The 22,049-nt window shown below is 55.7% G+C and carries 17 protein-coding genes; 10 read left to right on the forward strand and 7 right to left on the reverse strand.

Annotation, left to right across the window (positions count from 1 at the left end; all coding sequences use genetic code 11):
- Positions 1-127: 127 nt before the first annotated feature.
- The 5 genes from JTI98_RS10375 (at position 128) to glnB (ending at position 5,771) form a co-directional block, all read left to right on the forward strand.
- Complete coding sequence (locus JTI98_RS10375; RefSeq protein WP_054953989.1) at positions 128-1,375, forward strand: IS1 family transposase; 1,248 nt, start codon at positions 128-130, stop codon at positions 1,373-1,375.
- A 479-nt stretch (positions 1,376-1,854) separates the two neighbouring features.
- Entirely contained in the window at positions 1,855-3,285 is a 1,431-nt protein-coding gene (gene qseE, locus JTI98_RS10380) for a two component system sensor histidine kinase QseE/GlrK (protein ID WP_044328431.1), read from the forward strand.
- Between the two features lie 21 nt (positions 3,286-3,306).
- Positions 3,307-4,038 (forward strand): two-component system QseEF-associated lipoprotein QseG, encoded by a 732-nt coding sequence (gene qseG, locus JTI98_RS10385; RefSeq protein WP_044264932.1) that lies wholly within the window; start codon positions 3,307-3,309, stop codon positions 4,036-4,038.
- Complete coding sequence (gene glrR, locus JTI98_RS10390) at positions 4,038-5,372, forward strand: two-component system response regulator GlrR (RefSeq protein ID WP_086512879.1); 1,335 nt, start codon at positions 4,038-4,040, stop codon at positions 5,370-5,372. Before qseG ends, glrR begins: the two co-directional genes overlap by 1 nt.
- A gap of 60 nt (positions 5,373-5,432) precedes the next feature.
- Complete coding sequence (gene glnB, locus JTI98_RS10395; RefSeq protein WP_012906673.1) at positions 5,433-5,771, forward strand: nitrogen regulatory protein P-II; 339 nt, start codon at positions 5,433-5,435, stop codon at positions 5,769-5,771.
- Positions 5,772-5,867: 96 nt separating this feature from the next.
- Here glnB and hmpA read toward each other — a convergent pair whose 3' ends face one another.
- On the reverse strand, positions 5,868-7,058 hold the full coding sequence (gene hmpA / locus JTI98_RS10400; RefSeq protein ID WP_104446837.1) for an NO-inducible flavohemoprotein: 1,191 nt from the start codon (positions 7,056-7,058) through the stop codon (positions 5,868-5,870).
- Positions 7,059-7,385: 327 nt separating this feature from the next.
- Here hmpA and glyA point away from each other — a divergent pair, with 327 nt between their 5' ends.
- Positions 7,386-8,639 carry a serine hydroxymethyltransferase gene (gene glyA / locus JTI98_RS10405; RefSeq protein ID WP_042999800.1) on the forward strand — a complete coding sequence of 418 codons (1,254 nt, stop codon included), beginning with the start codon at positions 7,386-7,388 and terminating at the stop codon, positions 8,637-8,639.
- Between the two features lie 48 nt (positions 8,640-8,687).
- Here glyA and JTI98_RS10410 read toward each other — a convergent pair whose 3' ends face one another.
- Together JTI98_RS10410 and JTI98_RS10415 are read right to left on the reverse strand one after the other, a co-directional pair.
- The gene (locus JTI98_RS10410) at positions 8,688-9,110 is read right to left on the reverse strand and encodes a DoxX family protein (protein WP_042999801.1); all 423 of its coding nucleotides are present in this window, start codon (positions 9,108-9,110) and stop codon (positions 8,688-8,690) included.
- Between the two features lie 75 nt (positions 9,111-9,185).
- Positions 9,186-10,328, reverse strand: coding sequence for an ROK family transcriptional regulator (locus JTI98_RS10415; protein WP_252869637.1), 1,143 nt, complete (start codon positions 10,326-10,328; stop codon positions 9,186-9,188).
- 164 nt (positions 10,329-10,492) lie between these two features.
- Between JTI98_RS10415 and JTI98_RS10420 the strand changes: the two genes are divergently transcribed.
- From JTI98_RS10420 to JTI98_RS10435, 4 genes are all read left to right on the forward strand, one after another.
- Complete coding sequence (locus JTI98_RS10420) at positions 10,493-13,759, forward strand: DUF5107 domain-containing protein (RefSeq protein WP_216081217.1); 3,267 nt, start codon at positions 10,493-10,495, stop codon at positions 13,757-13,759.
- Between the two features lie 70 nt (positions 13,760-13,829).
- On the forward strand, positions 13,830-15,269 hold the full coding sequence (locus JTI98_RS10425) for a sugar porter family MFS transporter (protein WP_044327566.1): 1,440 nt from the start codon (positions 13,830-13,832) through the stop codon (positions 15,267-15,269).
- Positions 15,269-16,111: an aldose 1-epimerase gene (locus JTI98_RS10430; protein WP_200119582.1), complete on the forward strand. Its 843-nt coding sequence runs from the start codon at positions 15,269-15,271 to the stop codon at positions 16,109-16,111. Before JTI98_RS10425 ends, JTI98_RS10430 begins: the two co-directional genes overlap by 1 nt.
- 88 nt (positions 16,112-16,199) lie before the next feature.
- Complete coding sequence (locus JTI98_RS10435; protein WP_058586958.1) at positions 16,200-17,339, forward strand: 3-phenylpropionate MFS transporter; 1,140 nt, start codon at positions 16,200-16,202, stop codon at positions 17,337-17,339.
- On the opposite strand, the gene csiE is transcribed toward JTI98_RS10435, so the two are convergent.
- From csiE to JTI98_RS10455, 4 genes are all read right to left on the reverse strand, one after another.
- Positions 17,331-18,611 (reverse strand): stationary phase inducible protein CsiE, encoded by a 1,281-nt coding sequence (csiE, locus tag JTI98_RS10440; protein WP_216081218.1) that lies wholly within the window; start codon positions 18,609-18,611, stop codon positions 17,331-17,333. The genes JTI98_RS10435 and csiE overlap by 9 nt on opposite strands.
- A gap of 234 nt (positions 18,612-18,845) precedes the next feature.
- Positions 18,846-19,445 (reverse strand): SIS domain-containing protein, encoded by a 600-nt coding sequence (locus JTI98_RS10445; protein WP_216081219.1) that lies wholly within the window; start codon positions 19,443-19,445, stop codon positions 18,846-18,848.
- Positions 19,442-21,079, reverse strand: coding sequence for an FGGY-family carbohydrate kinase (locus JTI98_RS10450; RefSeq protein ID WP_046402130.1), 1,638 nt, complete (start codon positions 21,077-21,079; stop codon positions 19,442-19,444). Before JTI98_RS10450 ends, JTI98_RS10445 begins: the two co-directional genes overlap by 4 nt.
- A gap of 16 nt (positions 21,080-21,095) precedes the next feature.
- Complete coding sequence (locus JTI98_RS10455) at positions 21,096-22,049, reverse strand: ABC transporter permease (protein WP_042999810.1); 954 nt, start codon at positions 22,047-22,049, stop codon at positions 21,096-21,098.

A 22,049-nucleotide genomic window follows, 5' to 3' on the forward strand; every position in this document is an offset into this window, starting at 1 on the left:
TCCTTAACGTATAAATGAGAGTGCTATTGTCGTTTCCGCTTGCCTGGATTTTGTGAGGCTCCTCACGACAGTAAATCTGAATAACCGCCAGAGTTATTCGACTGACAAAATCAGTTGGTCGAGTGAAATGGAAATCCAGGACAAAATACATCTCAATGTTTGTAAAAGTTGGTCGTGCCCCAATCTCGGCGTGGCGGAAGCGGCTGACTATCTTTATCCCGTTTATCGTCTGGGGTATGCGGCGCTGGAATGCCAGAAATGTGGCAGTCTGCCCCCCTTATTTAATGAGCGTGAATTTAACCACTGGTTTGCACGGTTAATAAAAAATAAACCGGACGCAACCGGAACAGAATGCCCGCACTGCTCTGCCAGCGACGTGATTCGCTATGGGCGAACGCAGGCAGGTCATAGTCGATTCCAGTGTCGTCTTTGTCGGACGGTTTTCACTCCCCGACAGACGAAGCGCTGTTTCGAACGCACCATCGAGCCGTTTCTTTTGCGACTTCAGCAAGGTGATTACGCGGCAGAAACCACGCAATATCGACTGCTGGCGAAAGCGGTTAACTGGTGTGAGCAACAAGCGCATCATGCTAACCGTGATGTGAAACGCGTTGCGACAAAGGTTCTGGCGTTGCCTTTCCAGGGACAGGCGGCAGAACAGCGGCTGTATGTGGTGATCAGCGCTGATGCCTGTTCTGGTCATATTCTCCAGGTCACAACTAACTACTGTGATGAGGCGGTAGGTGACTCTTTGCTTTATACCGGTTCGTCGAGTCCTGTGCCGCAAATGGCGCATGAGTGCTCGGTGGAGTCCCTTCGCTGGCAGGAAATGCAGTTCATGCAGAGATGTCAGTTTGATGAAATTCACTATGGCAGTGCGCGACTGAAAGGCAACGATCGTGGGTGTATCCTTCGCCCTGCGATCGCGATTCACGGTCATTTCCAGCGGTTGAAACGGCGGTTTCCGGCTATCACCGATCACTACCTGGCGCACGAGTGTGTGCTGCGTGGCGCAGCGATTACGGCCTGGTCAGTGGAAGTACAGCGTGGTACGACGAATCTGTGGTTTGTGCTGGAAGATGCCAACCCGCCATCCGGAACAGAGGCTGAGTACAGGCTGACAGGCAGGTGGAACATTGGGTGGTGGAGCAATGTCTGGCAGCGGTGGAGTTGCGGCGGAGCGGATAAGATCGTCTGCTCATTAACCGGGCAAAAGCAGGCCGGGAACATTGCTCCGGTTTCTCTGCGCGCCAGCGATGCCTTTGTTCGCTGGCTGCATACGCACCCGTGGTCCTCGGGTCAGTCAGGATTAGGGCCGAAAGTGTTGAGCCGTCATGTCGTGTGCCTTGCGTATCTTTATAATCACTATCGTTAATTTGGTCTGTCGGGAATTCACGACAAATGCACGCAAGGGGTGTCTCTAAAAAGAGACATGTAACTTGTTGATTTTTATGTGGCTAAATCCATTGCGTTTAAGGTGTTGCTAATTGGCGACAGTTTGTATGAAAGTTGTTCACTGCATTAATCGATTAATTATCAATAAAAACCAATTAAATTCAGAGTGTTAATAATTTGTTTTGAATGTTGGCATAGTTACTGCATAATAGTAACCAGTGGCTCATTCACCTTCTTATGTCAGCCCCTTCGGGACGTGCTACATAAACTTCGAATGACGCACAACAAGGTGCCTGCCGTCCAACTTCTGATAATAGCGCTGCTTTATCAACCATCGGGCGAAACGTCGAGTTAGGCACCGCCTTATTCCATAACAAAGCCGGGTTCAGCCCGGCTTTGTTGTATCTGGCGTTTCCCTCAGTTAGCATCGTTCTATTCATCTCCTGTGAGAGTAATGCATTGAAGCGCTGGTCTGTTTTTCCCCGGTCATTACGCCAACTGGTGACGCTGGCATTCCTGCTGATCCTGTTACCGCTGCTGGTCCTCGCCTGGCAGGCGTGGCAAAGTCTGAACGCGCTTAGCGCCCAGGCGGCGCAGACTAACCGTACTACCCTTATCGATGCGCGTCGCAGTGAGGCGATGACCAATGCCGCCCTGGAGATGGAGCGCAGCTATCGTCAGTATTGCGTGCTTGACGATCCGACGCTGGCAAAGGTGTATCAGAGCCAGCGCAAACGCTACAGTGAAATGCTGGACGCCCATGCGGGTGTTCTGCCTGACGATAAGCTGTATCAGGCGTTACGTCAGGATCTGAACGACCTGGCGCAACTGCAATGCCGGAACAGTGGGCCTGAAACCGCCGCGGCCGCGCGACTGGAAGCATTTGCTAACGCCAATACCGAAATGGTGCAAGCGACGCGTACCGTGGTTTTTTCACGCGGGCAGCAGCTACAACAAGAGATTGCCGAGCGCGGACAGTTCTTCGGCTGGCAGGCGCTGGTATTGTTTCTGCTGAGTCTGGCGATGGTGCTGTTGTTCACGCGGATGATTATCGGGCCGGTAAAGGGCATTGAGCGGATGATCAATCGTCTGGGGGAAGGGCGATCGCTGGGCAATACCGTCACCTTTGCCGGACCGCGCGAACTGCGTTCCGTTGGGCAGCGGATCATCTGGTTGAGCGAGCGCCTCTCCTGGCTGGAGTCTCAACGCCATCAATTTTTGCGCCATCTCTCCCATGAGTTGAAAACCCCGCTGGCCAGCATGCGTGAAGGCACCGAACTGCTGGCGGACCAGGTAGTGGGGCCACTAACGCCGGAACAAAAAGAGGTGGTTGGCATTCTCGATAACAGTAGCCGTAACCTGCAAAAATTGATCGAACAACTGCTTGATTACAACCGCAAACTGGCGGATAGCGCCATTGAAATGGAAAGCGTGGAGATTGAACCGCTGGTAGATATGGTGGTTTCCGCTCATAGTCTACCGGCTCGCGCTAAAATGATGCATACCGACATTGCGCTGGCGGCCGATCGCTGCCTGGCCGAGCCGATGTTACTGATGAGCGTACTGGATAATCTTTATTCCAATGCGGTGCACTATGGGGCTGAATCCGGTAACATCCGTATTCGCAGCCGCTTACAGGGATCAACGGTGTACATCGATGTTATCAACACCGGAACTCCTATTCCTGAAGCGGAAAGAACTATGATTTTCGAACCTTTTTTCCAGGGAAGTCATCAACGGAAAGGGGCAGTGAAGGGGAGCGGACTGGGGCTAAGTATCGCCAGAGATTGTATCCGCCGTATGCAGGGTGAGCTATATCTTGTCGATGAACAGGCGCAAGAGGTTTGCTTCCGCATAGAACTGCCGTTATCTGCAACGAAAAACGACTAAATAATGCTAAGCCTGGTGAATATGCCACACGTTTTTTCTCACATTTTCCAACGTCTATTCTCCCGCCAGTTCATCCTGGCGGGAATGCCGTGCCTTGCGCTGATGGGGTGTACGCCGCATGCGGTGAAGCACATCACCGGGGATGCGCCGCAGGATGCCCTCCCGACGTATCAACTGGCGGATTATCTGTCTGTTGAGTGTACCGATATCTGGGCATTGCAGGGGCAATCGACGGATACTAACCCTCTTTACTGGCTGCGCGCCATTGACTGCGCAGATCGCCTGCTACCGGTGCAGTCGCGCAGCGAGGCCCGCTCGCTGAGTGACGACAGCTGGCAAAACGCTTTTAAGCGCGGCATCTTGCTGGCGAATGCCAAAATTACGCCGCTGGAGCGTCGCGAAAACGTCTCGCGACTGGATGCGTTCAGCCCGCAGATCCCGGCGCAGGTGCGCCCGCTTTATCAGGTCTGGCGCGACGGACAGTCGTTACAGCTCCAGCTCGCCGAAGAACGCCAGCGTTACAGCAAACTGCAGCAAACGACCGATGGCGATCTGGATACGCTGCGTCAGCAGCATCAGCACCTTCAGGCACAGCTCGATCTCACCACGCGTAAACTGGAGAACCTGACTGATATTGAGCGCCAGCTTTCCACCCGTAAACCGGCGGGAAATTACAATCCGGATGCGACGCATGGCGGCGACAAGTCTGAGGGACAAGCCCCGGAATCATCACAAGATGAGGTGACCCCATAATGAGTCGTAAACCGGCGCATTTACTGCTCGTGGATGATGATCCAGGCCTGTTAAAACTGCTGGGAATGCGTCTGACCAGTGAAGGCTATAGCGTGGTGACCGCAGAGAGCGGGGCAGAAGGGCTGCGTGTTTTGAACCGTGAAAAAGTGGATCTGGTGATAAGCGATCTGCGGATGGATGAGATGGACGGCATGCAGCTGTTCAGCGAGATCCAGAAGGTGCAGCCGGGAATGCCGGTTATTATTCTTACCGCCCACGGTTCGATTCCGGATGCGGTCGCGGCAACGCAAAAGGGCGTGTTCAGCTTCCTGACTAAACCCGTGGATAAAGATGCGCTGTATCAGGCGATAGACGAGGCGCTTGAGCAGTCGGCACCCGCCACGGATGATAGCTGGCGTGAATCGATTGTTACCCGTAGCCCGCTGATGCTGCGTCTGCTGGAGCAGGCGCGGATGGTGGCGCAGTCCGACGTCAGCGTATTGATCAATGGTCAGAGCGGTACCGGGAAAGAGATCTTCGCCCAGGCTATTCACAATGCCAGCCCGCGCAGCAGTAAACCGTTTATTGCCATCAACTGTGGGGCGCTACCGGAACAATTGCTGGAGTCGGAGTTATTCGGCCACTCGCGCGGCGCGTTTACCGGCGCGGTGAGTAACCGTGAGGGGCTGTTTCAGGCGGCGGAAGGCGGGACGCTGTTCCTGGACGAGATTGGCGACATGCCCGCGCCGCTACAGGTCAAACTGCTGCGCGTTTTGCAGGAGCGTAAAGTCAGGCCGCTTGGCAGCAACCGCGACATCGATATTGATGTGCGTATTATCTCGGCAACCCACCGTGACTTGCCGAAAGCGATGGCGCGCGGCGAGTTTCGTGAAGATTTATACTATCGCCTCAACGTGGTAAGTCTGAAAATCCCGGCGCTGGCGGAACGGACCGAAGATATTCCGCTACTGGCAAATCATCTGCTGCGCCAGTCGGCGGAGCGGCATAAGCCGTTTGTGCGGGCATTTTCGACGGATGCAATGAAGCGGCTAATGACCGCCAGTTGGCCGGGCAACGTGCGTCAACTGGTGAACGTGATTGAACAGTGTGTGGCGCTGACTTCTTCGCCGGTTATCAGCGATGCGCTGGTGGAACAGGCGCTGGAAGGGGAAAACACCGCGCTGCCGACTTTTGTTGAAGCGCGTAACCAGTTTGAACTGAACTATCTGCGCAAGTTGCTACAAATCACCAAAGGCAATGTGACGCATGCGGCAAGAATGGCGGGCCGTAACCGGACGGAGTTCTACAAACTCCTGTCACGCCATGAGCTGGATGCAAACGATTTCAAAGAATAACGTTGCGTAATATGTTACGTTTACCCGATTAAAAGACAGGCGACCTTTTCAAGGACTAGCATGAAAAAGATTGATGCGATTATTAAACCCTTCAAGCTCGATGATGTGCGTGAAGCGCTGGCTGAAGTCGGTATTACCGGGATGACCGTCACCGAAGTGAAAGGCTTTGGGCGTCAGAAAGGGCATACCGAGCTGTACCGCGGCGCGGAATACATGGTGGATTTTCTGCCGAAGGTGAAAATTGAAATCGTCGTACCAGACGATATCGTTGAAACCTGCGTGGATACCATTATTCGCACAGCGCAGACGGGCAAAATCGGCGATGGTAAGATCTTCGTCTTTGATGTGGCGCGCGTGGTGCGTATCCGTACCGGTGAAGAAGACGACGCGGCAATTTAAGCCGCGCCGTGCGCATGCCGGATGGTGGCGTAAACGCCTTATCCGGCCCTGCATCCTATAGGCCGGATAAGCACAGCGCCATCAGGCATGACGTCATTACAAGACCTTATGCGGGCCGAAGCATTCGTAATGAATGTTTTCGTTTTTCACACCCAGCTCAACAAGCTGCTTCGCGGCAAACTGCATAAAGCCCACCGGACCGCACAGATAAAACTGCATCGCCGGATCGCTGATTGCGCCTTCCAGTTTGTTCAAATCCATCAGCCCAACGCTATCAAACGTCCCTTTCGCGCGATCGGCTTCGGTTGGCTCACGATACCAGGTATGGGCGCTAAAGCGTGGCAGCGTTTTACCCAGCTCACTCACTTCATCGGCAAACGCATGGACGTCGCCGTTTTCTGCGGCGTGGAACCAGTTGACCTGCGCGGTGTGGTTTGCTTTTGCCAGCGTATCCAGCATTGCCAGCATGGGCGTTTGACCGACGCCAGCAGAGATCAGGGAAACCGGCGTATTCGGGGTGACTGCCATAAAGAAATCGCCAGCCGGTGCGGCCAAATGCACGACATCGCCGATGTTCGCATGGTTATGCAGCCAGTTTGATACCTGACCGCCTTCTTCACGTTTCACGGCAATACGGTAGCTTTTACCATCCGCTTTACGGGTCAGAGAATATTGACGAATCTCCTGATGCGGGAAGCCTTCCGGTTTCAGCCAGACACCAAGATACTGGCCCGGCTGGTATTCGGCCACGGTGCCGCCGTCTACCGGTTCAAGTTCAAAGCTGGTAATCAGTGCGCTGCGCGGGGTTTTCGCCACGATACGGAACGGACGCGTGCCTTCCCAGCCACCGTTTTTACGGGCGTTTTCACTGTAGATTTGTGCTTCGCGGTTGATAAAGACATTCGCCAACACGCCGTAGGCTTTGCCCCACGCATCCAGCACGTCCTGGCCTGGACTGAACATTTCGTCGAGGGTCGCCAGCAGGTGTGTACCGACAATGTTGTACTGCTCAGGTTTGATCTGGAAGCTGGTGTGCTTTTGGGCGATTTTCTCAACCGCGGGCAGCAGGGCGGGCAGATTCTCAATATTGCTGGCATAAGCGGCAATGGCATTAAACAGGGCTTCACGCTGATCGCCATTACGCTGGTTGCTCATGTTAAAAATTTCTTTGAGTTCAGGGTTATGAGCAAACATGCGATCGTAAAAATGGGCGGTCAGTTTGGGGCCGGTTTCTACCAGCAGGGGAATGGTGGCTTTTACAGTGGCGATGGTTTGGGCGTCAAGCATACGGTCTTCCTTTATGTGAATCTTTAATGATGTATGTCAAATGCATCTTATAAAAAATATCCCTGCTTTGTAAATGGTTCTTTGACGCTTTACGTGTTAAACGTTACAACGTGAAAAATCTGCATCACAAACCTGAAAAGAAATCCGTTGAAATTCGTAAGGTCTTCATTCCGCAAAGCCTTGTGTCCTGTGAAGGTAATCGTTTGCGTAAATTCCTTTGTCAAGACCTGTTATCACAGAATGATTCAGTTATACTGTTGCCCGTTGTCCAACAGGACCGCCTTTTAAGGCCAAAAATTCTATCGTTAGCTGAGTCAGGAGATGCGGATGTTAAAGCGTGAAATGAACATTGCCGATTATGATGCCGAACTGTGGCAGGCTATGGAGCAGGAAAAAGTACGTCAGGAAGAGCACATCGAACTGATCGCCTCCGAAAACTACACCAGTCCGCGTGTCATGCAGGCGCAGGGCTCTCAGCTGACTAACAAATACGCTGAAGGATATCCGGGCAAGCGCTACTACGGCGGCTGCGAATACGTCGATATCGTTGAGCAACTGGCGATTGATCGCGCCAAAGAACTGTTTGGCGCAGACTACGCTAACGTACAGCCGCACTCCGGCTCTCAGGCTAACTTCGCGGTCTACACCGCGCTGCTGCAACCCGGTGATACCGTTCTGGGTATGAACCTGGCGCAAGGCGGCCACCTGACTCACGGCTCTCCGGTGAACTTCTCTGGCAAACTGTACAACATCGTACCTTACGGTATCGATGAGTCCGGTAAAATTGACTACGAAGAGATGGCGCAACTGGCGCAGACGCACAAACCGAAAATGATCATCGGAGGCTTCTCTGCTTATTCCGGCGTGGTTGACTGGGCAAAAATGCGTGAAATCGCTGACAGCATCGGTGCGTACCTGTTCGTTGATATGGCCCACGTTGCGGGTCTGATTGCCGCAGGTGTTTACCCGAACCCGGTTCCGCATGCACACGTTGTGACCACCACCACCCACAAAACCCTGGCGGGTCCGCGCGGTGGCCTGATCCTGGCGAAAGGCGGTGATGAAGAGCTGTACAAAAAGCTGAACTCTGCCGTTTTCCCAAGCGCGCAGGGCGGCCCGTTGATGCACGTGATTGCCGGTAAAGCGGTTGCACTGAAAGAAGCGATGGAGCCAGAGTTCAAAGTCTACCAGCAGCAGGTTGCGAAAAACGCCAAAGCGATGGTGGAAGTGTTCCTGAACCGTGGCTACAAAGTGGTGTCCGGCGGTACTGAAAACCACCTGTTCTTGCTGGATCTGGTGGACAAAAACCTGACCGGTAAAGAAGCTGACGCCGCGCTGGGTCGTGCCAATATCACCGTGAACAAAAACAGCGTGCCGAACGATCCGAAGAGCCCGTTCGTCACTTCCGGTATCCGTATCGGTTCTCCGGCCATTACGCGTCGCGGCTTTAAAGAAGCGGAAGCGAAAGAGCTGGCGGGCTGGATGTGTGACGTGCTGGACAACATCAATGATGAAGCGGTGATTGAGCGCATCAAAGGGAAAGTTCTGGATATCTGCGCACGCTTCCCGGTTTACGCATAATTCCGTTTTGCTGCAAACAAAAGGCCGCCGATGCGGCCTTTTTCCTTTTTAGCGCCGGTCAATGGAAATCGCGCCCGGTCCCGTCAGCGCCAGCAGCAGAAAACCGCCTGCGATACTGACATTCTTATAGAAGTTAATCATATTCGGTCCCACCGCATCACCGGTCATATTCCAGAAGTGATGACCGATCACGGCGGTACCCAGCGTATAGAAAACGAAAATAACCGCCAGTGGACGCGTGAAAAAGCCCAGCACAATCAGTATCGCTGCCGGAACCTCCATAACAACGGCAATGATCGCAGCAAGCATCGGCGCAGGGGTACCGAGAGACGTCATATACTGTACGGTACCGTCGAACCCTGTCAGTTTCGGAAAGCCAAAAATAATAAACAGAATTGCCAGCGCAATACGGGCAATCAATAAAAACAGATGGCGTGATTCTCCAAAATCAAAATAACGTAACGTGTTCATAGCAGGCTCATTAGCATGAGTAACGTACTTTAAAACTACTACACAACCCCGAGGCTCGCCATTCGCGCCATAAGCTTATATTTCGTTCAGTTGCGACTCCACGTACAGATAGCCAATGCCCATCAGTTGCTGGGCGCGGGTCAGCGTGCCAACGCTAATTTGCGTCGCTTTCGCCCGCGGGTTATCGCCGTGATCGAAAGGGTTAAACCCTGTCTGTTGCCGTAGCGTATTGAGCCAGGATTCACCAAAGGCGCAACTGCGTCCGTACAGCCAGATCTGGTTGATATTCAGGATATTAAGAAAGTTATACAGGCTTAAACCAATCGCGCTGGCGGCATGTTCCACCCATGCCTGAATGCGTACATCACCCTTGCGCCAGGCGTCGATCAGTAAATCCGTGGTCAGCGTTTCCGGATCCCTTCCCGGCACTGGCTGCGCCTTCATCCAGACTCTGGCCTGCTTTTTCAGCGCGCTCAGGGAGGCGACGGTTTCCAGACAGCCGTAACGACCGCAGTCGCAGGCGATCCCGTCGGGGTTAACAATGGTATGCCCAATCTGACCGCTGCCGTACAGGCTACCGCGCCAGATATTGTCGTGAATGACGAACGATGAGCCAATGCCGTAATCGACGTTAATCACGCAGAAGTCCTCGTTGGCCGCCGGGTTTTGCCACTTTTCCGCCAGCGCCAGCATCACGCAGTCGTTGTCGAGGCGGACCTGTATACCGAGTCGTTCCTCCAGCAGATACTTGATTTCCACCGGCGTTTTCCACGGCGCCTGTGGCATCGTTTTCGATGCACCGGTGATCGGATCCACCTGACCGTGGACGCCCAGCGCGAGATTGATCGTGGTGTCGGGATAGCGCTGACGCCAGCGCCGCCAGTGGTTGGCTATTGCGGCAAGCAGCGCGTCAGGCGTCGCGGCGTTAATCACCTCATGCTGCCAGTCGCCAACCGCCACCAGACGCGCATCGGCCAGCTGGCTGGTCAGACTGGTCGGGGTGACGTTCATGCACAGCGTCCACGCGCCCTGTACCGGCAGATGAAAACTCCCGCTGCTGAGTCCGCGCTGGCTCAGCGTTTCACGGGAGTGGCACAGCCGCCCTTCGTCCAGCAATTCTTCAAGAATGTTACTCACCGCCGGAATCGACAGGCCGGTGAGCTGCGCCAGTTGCGATTTACTGAGCTGCTTTTCGCGCCACAAATGCGACAGGAAGATCTGTTTATTCGCCTGTCTGACACGGGCGTTATTGAATCCCTAACGCTGCATACACTTAACTCCCTTAACTATATTGCGTGAGCATTGCGCATTTTACCGCCAGTTAACTGCCACACAATAGCCACAAGATGACATTTTACTTTTGTTTATTGAGTGGAGGCAGCATGTACGGTTCAGTTAAGGTCTGGCAGGAAACCCTCTCACTACCGACCTGGACGGTGGGTGAGGAAGATCCGAACCCGATGTTTCTGGAAAAACGGGTTTATCAGGGCTCCTCAGGTGCGGTTTACCCCTACGGTGTGATCGACACCCTGACCGGCAAGCGCGAGATGCGCGATTACCAGGCCGTGTGGATGGAAAACGATTTTATCCGCGTCATGCTGCTGCCCGAACTGGGGGGGCGTATTCACCGTGCGTATGACAAAGTGCAGCAGCGCGATTTTGTCTATTACAACGAAGTGGTGAAGCCTGCGCTGGTTGGCCTGCTGGGGCCGTGGATCTCCGGCGGGATCGAATTTAACTGGCCGCAGCACCATCGCCCCACCACTTTTATGCCGGTAGATTTTACACAGCGGGCAGGGGAACACGGCGAACAAACCGTCTGGATGGGTGAAGTGGAGCCGATGCGCGGTCTGCAGGTGATGACTGGATTCACCCTCTACCCGGATCGTGCGTTGATAGAAATCACCGGTAAAGTCTTCAACGGCAACGCCACGCCACGTCATTTTTTATGGTGGGCGAACCCGGCGGTGAAGGGCGGCGACGATCATCAAAGCGTGTTCCCGCCTGATGTCACGGCGGTGTTCGATCACGGCAAGCGCGATGTCTCCGCTTTTCCGATCGCCACGGGCACCTATTACAAAGTTGACTACTCGGCAGGGGTGGATATCTCCCGCTATAAGAATGTGCCGGTGCCGACTTCGTACATGGCGGAAAAATCGGACTATGATTTTGTCGGTGCCTGGCATCACGGTGAGCGCGGCGGGTTGCTCCATGTTGCCGATCATCACATCTCGCCGGGGAAAAAGCAGTGGAGCTGGGGCTACGGGGATTTTGGCGTGGCCTGGGATCGTAACCTGACCGATGAGAATGGCCCGTACATCGAATTAATGACCGGGGTGTTTACCGACAACCAGCCGGATTTCACCTGGCTTGCACCTTATGAAGAGAAGGTATTCGTCCAGAACTTCCTGCCATACAGTGAATTAGGAATGGTGCAAAACGCCAGTACCGACCTGGCGTTGCGACTGGTGCGTGATGAAAGCCAGCTGTCCGTTGGTGTCTATGCGGTTGCGCCATTGCAGGATGTGCAAGTGACGCTCAGTGCAGACGGCGCGCCTTTCTTCGAAACCACGCTGACGCTGGCACCTGGGAAAAGCTGGCTGACGACGCTTGCCGATTCGGGCTATGCGCGGATCACCATGACGGTCACCCGTCACGACGGTCAGACATTGCTGCAATACGAAGAGCATATTGCTGACGATTTGCCGCTGCCCTCGGCGGCAACGGCCCCGGCACAGCCGGAGGCATTATCTAACACTGATGAACTTTACTTTATCGGTCAGCATCTGGAGCAGTACAACCACGCCAGTCGTTACGCCGGGGATTACTATCGCCGGGCGCTGGAAATGGATCCGCTGGATTACCGCAACAACGTTGCGCTGGGGATGCTGGCACTGAACCAGGCTGACTGGGCGCAAGCTGAACGCTGCGCGAAAGCGGCATTAGCGCGGGCACATCACCTGAACAAAAACCCGCGCGATGGTGAAGCCAGTATGCTGTTAGCCGCTGCGCGGGAGCGCCAGGGCGATTGCCAGCAGGCCTGGGATCATTACTACAAGGCGAGCTGGAGCGGAAACTGTCGCGACGCGGCCTTCTGGGCTCTGGCCCGGCTTGCGATGGCGCGTGGCGATCATGCAGATGCACTGGCAAAAGTGACGCAGAGTTTGCGCTTTAACGGCAGCAACAATCTGGCGATGGGACTGAAAGCGCTGGTACTGGCAGAACTGGGACGCACGTCTGAGGCGCTGAAGTACATCGAGCAGCAGCTTAATGACTATCCGCTTAGCTACGTGCTGCACTATGCCCGCTGGGCGATACGCCGGGATGAACCGTCGAAAACGGCGCTTATCGCCATTACCGGTCGCCGAGGTACTAACGCCTGCGAACTGGCAGGATGGCTACTCTCTTTCGGTCAAAAAGCTGCAGCCCGCGAACTGCTGGAACTGCTGGACAGTCAGGAAACGCTGCCGTTGCTGTGGCGGGCGTCGCTGAGCGACCATCCACAGCCGTTCATCGCCCAGGCGCGTGCTTGCCTGCCTAACCGGGTACGTTTCCCGAATACCCTCGACGAAGTACAGATGCTGCAAACGCTGGAGCATAGTGCTTACGCTCGCTATCTGTTGGGCTGCTTCTGGTACAGCAAACGCCGCTACGAAGAGGCGCTTACCTGCTGGCAATTTACCCTGCAACAGGAACCTGAATTTGCGCCTGTGCACCGTCTGCTGGGGATTTATGCGTGGAACAAACAGCACGATGCCGTCAAGGCACACCAGTATTTGTCGCAGGCCGTGGCGCTGGAACCTGATAACGCCCGTTTCCTGTTTGAACTGGATTACCTCAATAAACTCCTGGCGACGCCTGCCGAACAGCGTCTGCAACAGCTGGAATCGCGTAAGGTGGTGGTGTTCCAGCGTGACGATTTAACCGTGGAGTTGCTCAGCCTGTGGAACGGACTGGGCCACTACGATGATGCCGCGAAGGTGCTTGGCGAGCGCGTATTCCACCCCTGGGAAGGGGGCGAGGGGAAAGCGACCGGGCAGTACCTGCTGAACCAGATGCACCGGGCGCTGGCGGCGATTGGCAAAGAGGAATTCTCCGACGCAGTCAGTCTGCTACAACAGGCGCTGATCTATCCGCATAACCTGGGGGAAGGGCGCTTACCCGGACAAACCGATAACGATATCTGGTATCTGTTGGGCTATTGCGCTCAGCGTCAGGGATATCATGACGAAGCGCATCGTTACTTTGCACGCGGCACTCGTGGCGGAAGCACGCTGGATGCCGGACGCTATTACAACGATCAGCCCGTGGACTATCTCTTCTGGCAGGGCATGGCGCTGAAACAGCTGGGTGAACGTGACGACGCAGAGCAACTTTTCCGCAGCTTCCTGCAATGGGTGACATCACAACGTGACCACGTGCCGGAGGTGGATTTCTTCGCCGTCTCATTACCGGATCTGGTGGTGCTCGATACGCCGGCGGAGGCAAAGCACCAGCAGCACTGCCTGTTTATTACCGCGTTGGGGCATCTGGGGCTTGGGGATTTATCCGCCTGCCAGCAGGCGCTTGACGCACTTCTGCAACAGAACCCGGCGCATGACAAAGCTCTGCTTTTGCGCCATGTCATCAGACTGGAGTTATTGTACTAACCCTGAACCGGTGGCGGTAACGCCACCGGAAACCTACTGTTCCCTGCGTTTCCCTGAAAGAGGAATCATAATGAATAACGCGCAGACACATTTGAAAATCGGCTATGTCTGGACCATCTGTCTGGTCGCAGCCTGTGGTGGTTTGCTGTTTGGCTACGACTGGGTGGTGATTGGCGGGGCAAAGCCTTTTTATGAAGCGTACTTCTCGATAACCGATCCGGCGCAGTCGGGCTGGGCGATGAGCTCCGCGCTGGTGGGCTGTATTTTTGGCGCGTTGATTTCGGGCTGGTGCGCCGATAAATTTGGTCGAAAAATGCCGCTCATCCTCTCTGCTATTCTGTTCAGCGCCTCGGCATGGGGAACCGCCGTTGCCAGCAACTTCGACATGTTCGTGATTTACCGCATCGTTGGCGGCGTCGGGATTGGTCTTGCGTCAGCGCTCAGCCCGCTGTACATCGCCGAAGTCAGCCCGGCGGAAAAACGGGGGCGCTTCGTGGCGGTGAACCAGTTGACCATTGTCATTGGCGTGCTGGCGGCGCAACTGATCAACCTGATGATCGCTGAACCCGTTGCCACAGGGGCGACACAGCAGGCAATTGTTGAGAGCTGGAACGGGCAGATGGGCTGGCGCTGGATGTTTGGCGCGGAACTGGTTCCCGCGTTGGCCTTTCTGGTGCTGATGTTTTTCGTCCCGGAATCCCCGCGCTGGCTGGTGAAGGCGGGTAAACCGGAGCGTGCGCGTGCCATGCTGCAACGCATTGGCTCTGCGGAGTACGCCGGACAGACGCTAAAAGAGATCGAACACACGCTGCTCAAAGATAATCACAGAGTCGCATGGTCCACGCTGCTGCAACCGCAGATCAAACCGATCGTGATCATCGGCATGGTGCTGGCGGTCTTCCAGCAGTGGTGCGGGATCAACGTGATCTTTAACTACGCGCAGGAGATTTTCGCCTCTGCCGGTTTCGACATCAACGGTACGCTGAAATCGATCGTTGCTACCGGCATTATCAACCTGGTCTTTACCCTCGCCGCACTGCCGCTGGTGGACAAAATTGGCCGGCGCAAGCTGATGCTGTTCGGCGCATCCGGCCTGACGGTGATTTATGTGTTGATTGCCGGTGCCTACGGGATGGGGATTATGGGCTGGCCGGTGCTGGTTCTGGTGCTGGCGGCCATTGCCATTTATGCCCTGACGCTGGCACCGGTCACCTGGGTGCTGCTGTCTGAAATCTTTCCTAACCGCGTGCGCGGGCTGGCGATGTCGCTGGGTACGCTGGCGCTGTGGATTGCCTGTTTCCTGTTGACCTATACCTTCCCGCTGCTCAATGCCGGGCTGGGTGCCGCCGGGAGTTTCCTGCTTTACGGCGTGATTTGCGCAATGGGATATGTGTATGTGCTGCGTAATGTACCGGAAACCAAAGGCGTAACGCTGGAAGCGCTGGAAGAACAACTGGCGGCGAGACATTTGAAAGCCAGTCCGTCGGCACAGCCAAAAAGCGTGCGCTGATGACCACGCCGCTGACGCTGCATAACGCGCATCTGCGGATGCGCGTGGATCCTCAGGGCGGCGCGCTGTTGTCGCTGTTTTCGTTACAACATCAACAACCGGTTCTACGCGAAAGCGAGGGAAAAACCGCCGGTGATGGCGGGCTGTTTCCGATGCTGCCGGTTGCCAATCGCGTGGCCGGTAACCGCTTCAGCCAGCGCGGAACCGAGGTGCAATTGCCGTTATATGAGGTCGACGACGCGTTTTTCCTGCACGGTGACGGCTGGCTTAAACGCTGGGAAGTGACGGCGGCGACCGATGATAGCTGTTCGCTGCGTCTGCGCAGTCAACTGGCATGTGGCTATGATTATCAGGCGGAACTGCAGTATGTGCTTGACGCGTCAGTATTCAGGGCGTCGCTGACGATCGCTCATCTGGGCAAGCGCCCCATGCTGTACGGCTGCGGTTTCCACCCGTTTTTTGTCTTTGATGCGCGAAGCACCGTGCAGTTTTCTGCCAGCGGTTACTGGCCGGAAGGCGAGCACCATTTGCCGCTGGCCTGGCAGAGTGAACTGCCGACGGAGGCTGATTTTACCAGGGCGCAGTATGGCGCGGATCGCTGGCTAAATGTGGGGTATTCCGGCTGGAGTGGGCAGGCGATCGTTCAACGTAATGTGATGTGTGTCACGATTTCTGCGCAAACTCCCTGGCTTATGCTTTTCAGAATGCCAGGTGAGTCATTTCTTTGTCTGGAACCGCAGACGCATCCGGTGAATGCCCACCACATGCCGGGGCAGCCGGGATTGCGGATGTTAGGCTCTGGAGAACAGTGCCGTTTCGCGATGGAGATTCGCGTTGATTAGCGACAAAACGTTGTTATGTTGCTGTTAATGTTCACTTGCGCCAGCCTGCGTTTATCGCCAGACTATCGCCTCCACACGGGAGGGGATCATGTCTTTGCACTCCACGCGCTGGCTGGCGCTCGGTTACTTCACCTATTTTTTTAGCTACGGGATTTTTCTTCCCTTCTGGAGCGTCTGGCTTAAAGGGCTTGGCCTCACGCCGGAGACGATCGGCCTCTTATTGGGCGCTGGTCTGGTCGCCCGTTTTCTTGGCAGTTTGATCATTGCCCCGCGGGTCAGCGATCCATCACGGCTGATCTCCGCGTTACGCATTCTGGCGCTACTAACGCTGATCTTTGCGCTGGCCTTCTGGGCCGGAACCCATGTCGCCTGGCTGATGGTGGTAATGGTCGGCTTTAACCTCTTCTTCTCGCCGCTGGTGCCGCTCACGGACGCGCTGGCGAATACCTGGCAAAAGCAGATCACCATGGATTATGGACGGGTGCGTCTGTGGGGATCGGTCGCGTTTGTGATTGGTTCGGCGCTAACCGGCAAACTGGTCAGCCTGTTTGATTACCGGGCGATTCTGGCGCTGCTGACGCTGGGCGTCGCCTCAATGTTGCTGGGAATGCTGATTCGCCCCAGCGTGTTACCCAAAGGGGAAAACCGTCACCAGGAGAGCGCTGGCTGGCCCGCCTGGCGTTCGCTGGTCACACAAAGCTGGCGCTTTCTGGCCTGCGTCTGTCTGTTGCAGGGGGCGCATGCCGCCTACTACGGTTTTAGCGCCATTTACTGGCAGGGGGCGGGGTATTCCGCGTCGGCGGTCGGCTATCTCTGGTCGCTCGGCGTGGTGGCAGAAGTGATCATCTTTGCCCTGAGCAATAAGCTGTTCCGCCGCTTTAGCGCCCGCGATCTGTTACTGCTCTCCGCCATCTGCGGTGTGATTCGCTGGGGACTGATGGGCTGGACGACGGCGCTGCCGTGGCTGATTGTGGTGCAGATCCTCCATTGTGGCACCTTTACCGTCTGCCACCTGGCGGCGATGCGTTATATTGCGGCGCGTCAGGGAAGCGAAGTCATTCGTCTGCAGGCGGTCTATTCTGCTGTGGCGATGGGCGGCAGCATTGCCATCATGACCGTGTTTGCTGGCTTCCTGTACCAGAATCTGGGCAACGGCGTCTTCTGGGTTATGGCGCTGGTGGCGTTGCCGGCTATGGTACTGCGGCCAAAAGTGGCCGCTTCATCCTGATTCCAGCATCTTGCGGATCTGCTGCTGCTGATGTGGCGTCAGCGCCTGATCCGCATGAATCAACGGGGGTGAAAAGAGCGGCAGCAGCGTGGCGTAAGGGGTAACAATCAGCGCCGCTCCGCGCGGTGAGCCTTCCTGCTGGAAAGTTCGCATCGGCAATGGCTTGATGTTCAGCGGCAGTAGCGTCAGTTCACGCAGTTGTTGTTCTATCTGCTGCTCCAGTTGCGGATTATCACCGGTCAGTAAGACGACCTGTTTCTCATGCAGGTCATTATCCTGCATCAGCCATGCGCCAAAAATCACCGCCACCAGTCCCGTCTCTTCTTCAGAAAACTCAACGGCATACTCTTCTTCAAACCCGCGTAACGCATCGCGGGTGGTACGCATCAGACGCGGATAGAGACGGGCGAACTCTTCCGGCAAGGTGTTATCGATGCCAATCGAAAACAGGCAACGGTTCAGCGCCTGGGACAGATGGATATAGAGCTGATCGTTTAGCCCCTGCTCGTCGTTAAAACGCACTGTGCCCATTTCGCGAAAACGCAGGATCAGGCGGGCGATCGCCAGACGCAACCGCCGGTTCTGCTGATGGTTATCGCGAATCGGGTCCGGGATGCGGACCATCGAAAACAGCAGCGCCATAAACAGCGATTCCGTTAATGGCGCATCCTGGCGGACACGACGCTGCCAGTGACGGCCAATCTCCTGCGCTAACGCGTATTCGGCGCAGGATTGCGCCCAGCTCTGCTGGACGGGATTGAATTCTGGCGAGATCCCCGCGTGATGCTGCAACAGACAATATTGCAGATAGAGGCGCAGGAACTGGATGTCCCGGCACTCGAACGGCTTTTGCAGACGACGCGCACAGAGGTTAATCAGCGCATGCAGATTGGTATCGTCATACAGCGTGCGCAGGATCCCCCGCTGTTTTAGCTCAATTTTGAGGGCGGGGGCAAAGTGTTGATTAATGAACGCCGGACACAAACGCAGGCCGCGTCTGAGCCAGTGTAAGAGGCAGAGGCGTTGGTTAAGCGCAGTACCTTCGATCCGGTAGCACCCATTCGGACCAGTGCTGATGCTAAGTCGATGATAGCGTTGGATCTCCAGTCCCGTTTCGACAATATCCTCACGGGCAACAGTATCATCGACACCATTTAGCGCACTGAACATTTCCGCGGTGGCAATCTGCCCCGGCTGGAAAAGCGTCAGCAAAACCTGGCAACGGCGCTGGGGAGCAGAAAGTACAGATGGCGGAGCAAGCGTTGTCATCATCTGTCGGATCTCCCTTAGGTATGTTAGATAAGAATAGCTAAAGTTTTTCCATAGCCATTACGAATGAAATGTTTTGCGTCAGGAATGCAGGGAGAGGTCACAGAATTTTTCACGTGTGCAACCGTGTAAGAGAGTTTAACGCAGCGCTTTATTAGGATTTTCCGCGTTTTTATCTTCAGATTGTGCAGTAAAAAGCCTCGCCAGGGGAGACGAGGCTGAAAGGTTATTAATGGATTAACGATCCTGTCGCAGGGTTAACCCGACATCACCACCCGGATGCACGGCCAGCAGTGTTTCTCTGGTATAGCCGCTTTCACTCATCAGGCAGGCGCAGGCAGCATCAAAGATCGCAATCACCAGCATGATGGAGGTGGTCGCCAGCATGTTCAGCGGATCCGCCTCGCGCTGGACGCCGGTGGAAATCACCAGCCGGGCGGCCTTTGCAATGGCGGAATTCGCGTTTTCCGTAACACTGATAATCGGCACGTTGCGCGCCGCAAGGCCTGGCAATAAGCGCGTGAGCTCGTCAGAGTTACCGCCGCGCGAGAGTAAAATCATCCGATCGTCAGCGCGTAAAAAACCGAGATCGCCGTGCGCGGCATCGGTGGCGTTGAGGTAGATCGCCGGGCGCTCAACGCAGGAGAGCATGTGGGCGATTTTACGCGCCGCAATGCCAGAGGTGCCGACGCCGGTGACCACGATTTTCCCCTGACATTCACGCAATTCCGTCATTAATGCATTCCAGACCGGTTCGCTCAAATGCTGACCCAGACCGGCCAGCGCCTCACTGTAGAGGGTCCAGGTATCGGTGGCCTGTTGCCATGGGCTACTCATGTGTCCCCCTGCATCAACTGACGGTACTTCATGTGATCCTGATACATCTCGTGGAACACCTGATATTTACGGTCGTAATACTGCTTAATGCGATTGGTCTGCGGGGTGACCGTTTTACCTATCCGGCTCATGGCCGACATTGCTTCCGGGAAGGTCTCGAACACGCCGGCGGCGATGGTGCCCATCATTGCGCCACCGAGCAGCATCGCTTCGCTCTCTTCCGGAAGTAGCATGGCGCAACCAGTGGCATTGGCATGTTCCTGCACAAAGATAGGGTTCTTGGTGCCGCCGCCGCTGGCCATGATGGTGTCGATGCTGTACCCACTTTGGTTCATGGTTTCAATGATGTGACGCGTACCCAACGCGATGGCCTGAATGGTTGCCAGATAGTGCAGCGCCATGTCTTCCGGCGTGCGGGAAAGCTTCAGCCCACTGATCGCCCCGGTCAGCGTCGGATTGGCGCGCGGCGAACGGTTGCCGTGGAAGTAGGGCAGAATATGAATATCACGGGTCAGAAAGGCGATATTCTCCGGCTCGCCTGCCATTTTACGCAGCAGCGCGTTCAGCACTTCATAAATGGTTTGCCCCTGCGCTTTGGCTTGCGCCAGCAGCGTATCGTAACAAGGGTGCGACTGAATAATGTGGTCGATCAGCGCGCCGGTCGCGGACTGTCCGCCTTCATTAAGCCAGTATTCCGGCAACACGGCGGAATAGTAAGGACCCCAGACGCCGCCAATAAAGCGAGGCTCTTTTGAGATCGCCATATGACCGGTTGAGGTGCCGCCAATCAGGGCAACGCGACGGTCAAAGTCAGCGACTTCGCCAGAGACACCGCAGGCGCCAAGCGTGCCGAGGGTACCCGCATGGGCATCGATGATCGACACGCTGACGGCGGTGCCCGGAATCAACCCCATTTCACTGGCGGCGCGCTGAGTCAGTCCGTGACCAAGCGGTTCGCCCATCGTTTTCACATAGCGACCAATTTTTGCCGCATCGTGTTCCAGCAGATCTTCCAGTCCGATCTCGCGGAAGTAGCTGGCATCCCACTTGTCTTCATGGCCCATGTAGGTCCATTTGCACACCGTGGAACACAGTGAACGCGTGTCGTCGCCGGTGGCGCGCCAGGTCAGGAAGTCGGGTAAATCAAAATAGTAGCCCGCGTTGGCCCAGGTGTTAGGCATATGCTGTTTCAGCCACAGCAGTTTCGGCGTCTGCATTTCCGGGGAGATGATCCCGCCTACGTAGTCCAGCACCCGATGGTGCATCGCGTTGATACGCTCGGCCTGGGTGATGGCGCGGTGATCCATCCACACGATGATGTTTTGCTCGCTGCGCCCGGAAGGGCTGATGGTCAGCGGTTTGCCCTCCTTATCCAGCACCACCAGCGAACAGGTGGCGTCAAATCCCAACCCTTTCACCTGAATGGGGTTGATATCGGACTGATTAATGGCATCACGAACCGCGTTGCAGACGGCCTGCCAGATGTTATCGGACGACTGCTCGACGAAATCGGCCTGCGGGCGGTAAATTTCAATCGCGCGAGTGGCCTGACCGACCATTCTGCCGTTGAGATCAAACACCCCTGCGCGAGCGCTGCCGGTTCCTACATCCACACCAATAAAGTAACTCGCCATAATTTTTCTCCTGAAATCAGGCTCTACGATTCTGTAATGCGATAAAGAGGATGAGTACCGCGCCCCAAAGCGCCATCGTCAGATAGCTACTGATCCCCAGCAAGTTAAAGCCGCTTTCCAGCATTTGCAGCACAATCAGCGCCAGCACCAGGCCGATGATACGGCCAAATCCGCCGTCCGGATTGATGCCGCCCAGCACCGAGGCGAGAATAGTGACCAGCAGATAAGACTCACCGTATCCGGCCTTCGCCGAGTTGAATTTCGCCATCATTAAGATTGCGGCCACCCAGCCGAGCAGGGCGGAAATGACGTAGACGGAAATCTGCACCCGAACGGTATTCACGCCGCTGTAGCGGGTCGCCTGTTCGTTGGATCCCATCAGATAAAGACTACGCCCGAGCGTGGTGTGTTCCAGCAATACCCACAGCAGCACCGCAACCACGATGAACAGCAGCAGAGCCACGGGAATACCTGCGAGAGTGGCGTTGCCGAGGTACTGAATTGCCGCCGGGAAGCCCGAAATCACCGTGCCGTTAGAGAGTAAAATGTTCAGCCCGGAGATCAGCGTCATGGTGCCGAGCGTGGCGAGGATCGGCGACACGCCAACCCAGGCGATCAGCGCGCCGTTCAGCGTCCCTATCGCCACGGCGACCGCTGCACCGGCCAGCAGCGCCAGCGCGAGGAACAACGGGTTGTCCGGATGGCTGACGATGACTGCCGCCATCACCAGCGAACAGGCGTTGGCACCGGCAATAATCGACAGGTTAATGCCGCCCGTCAGCATGGTCATCCCCATTCCCAGCGCCAGCATGCCGAGGATCGGTAACTGTGAGCCGATGGACTGGAAGTTTGCGACGCTGAAAAAGCGAGTGCCCAACAGCGCCGAGAAGACCACGGCGACGACGATAATAATCACGCACTGCAGGCGGATGATGGCATCACCGGGTAATACTCTTGCGAACGCTTTCAT

The sequence above is a fragment of the Citrobacter sp. MGH 55 genome, from assembly GCF_016906145.1.
GTDB lineage: Bacteria > Pseudomonadota > Gammaproteobacteria > Enterobacterales > Enterobacteriaceae > Citrobacter_A > Citrobacter_A amalonaticus.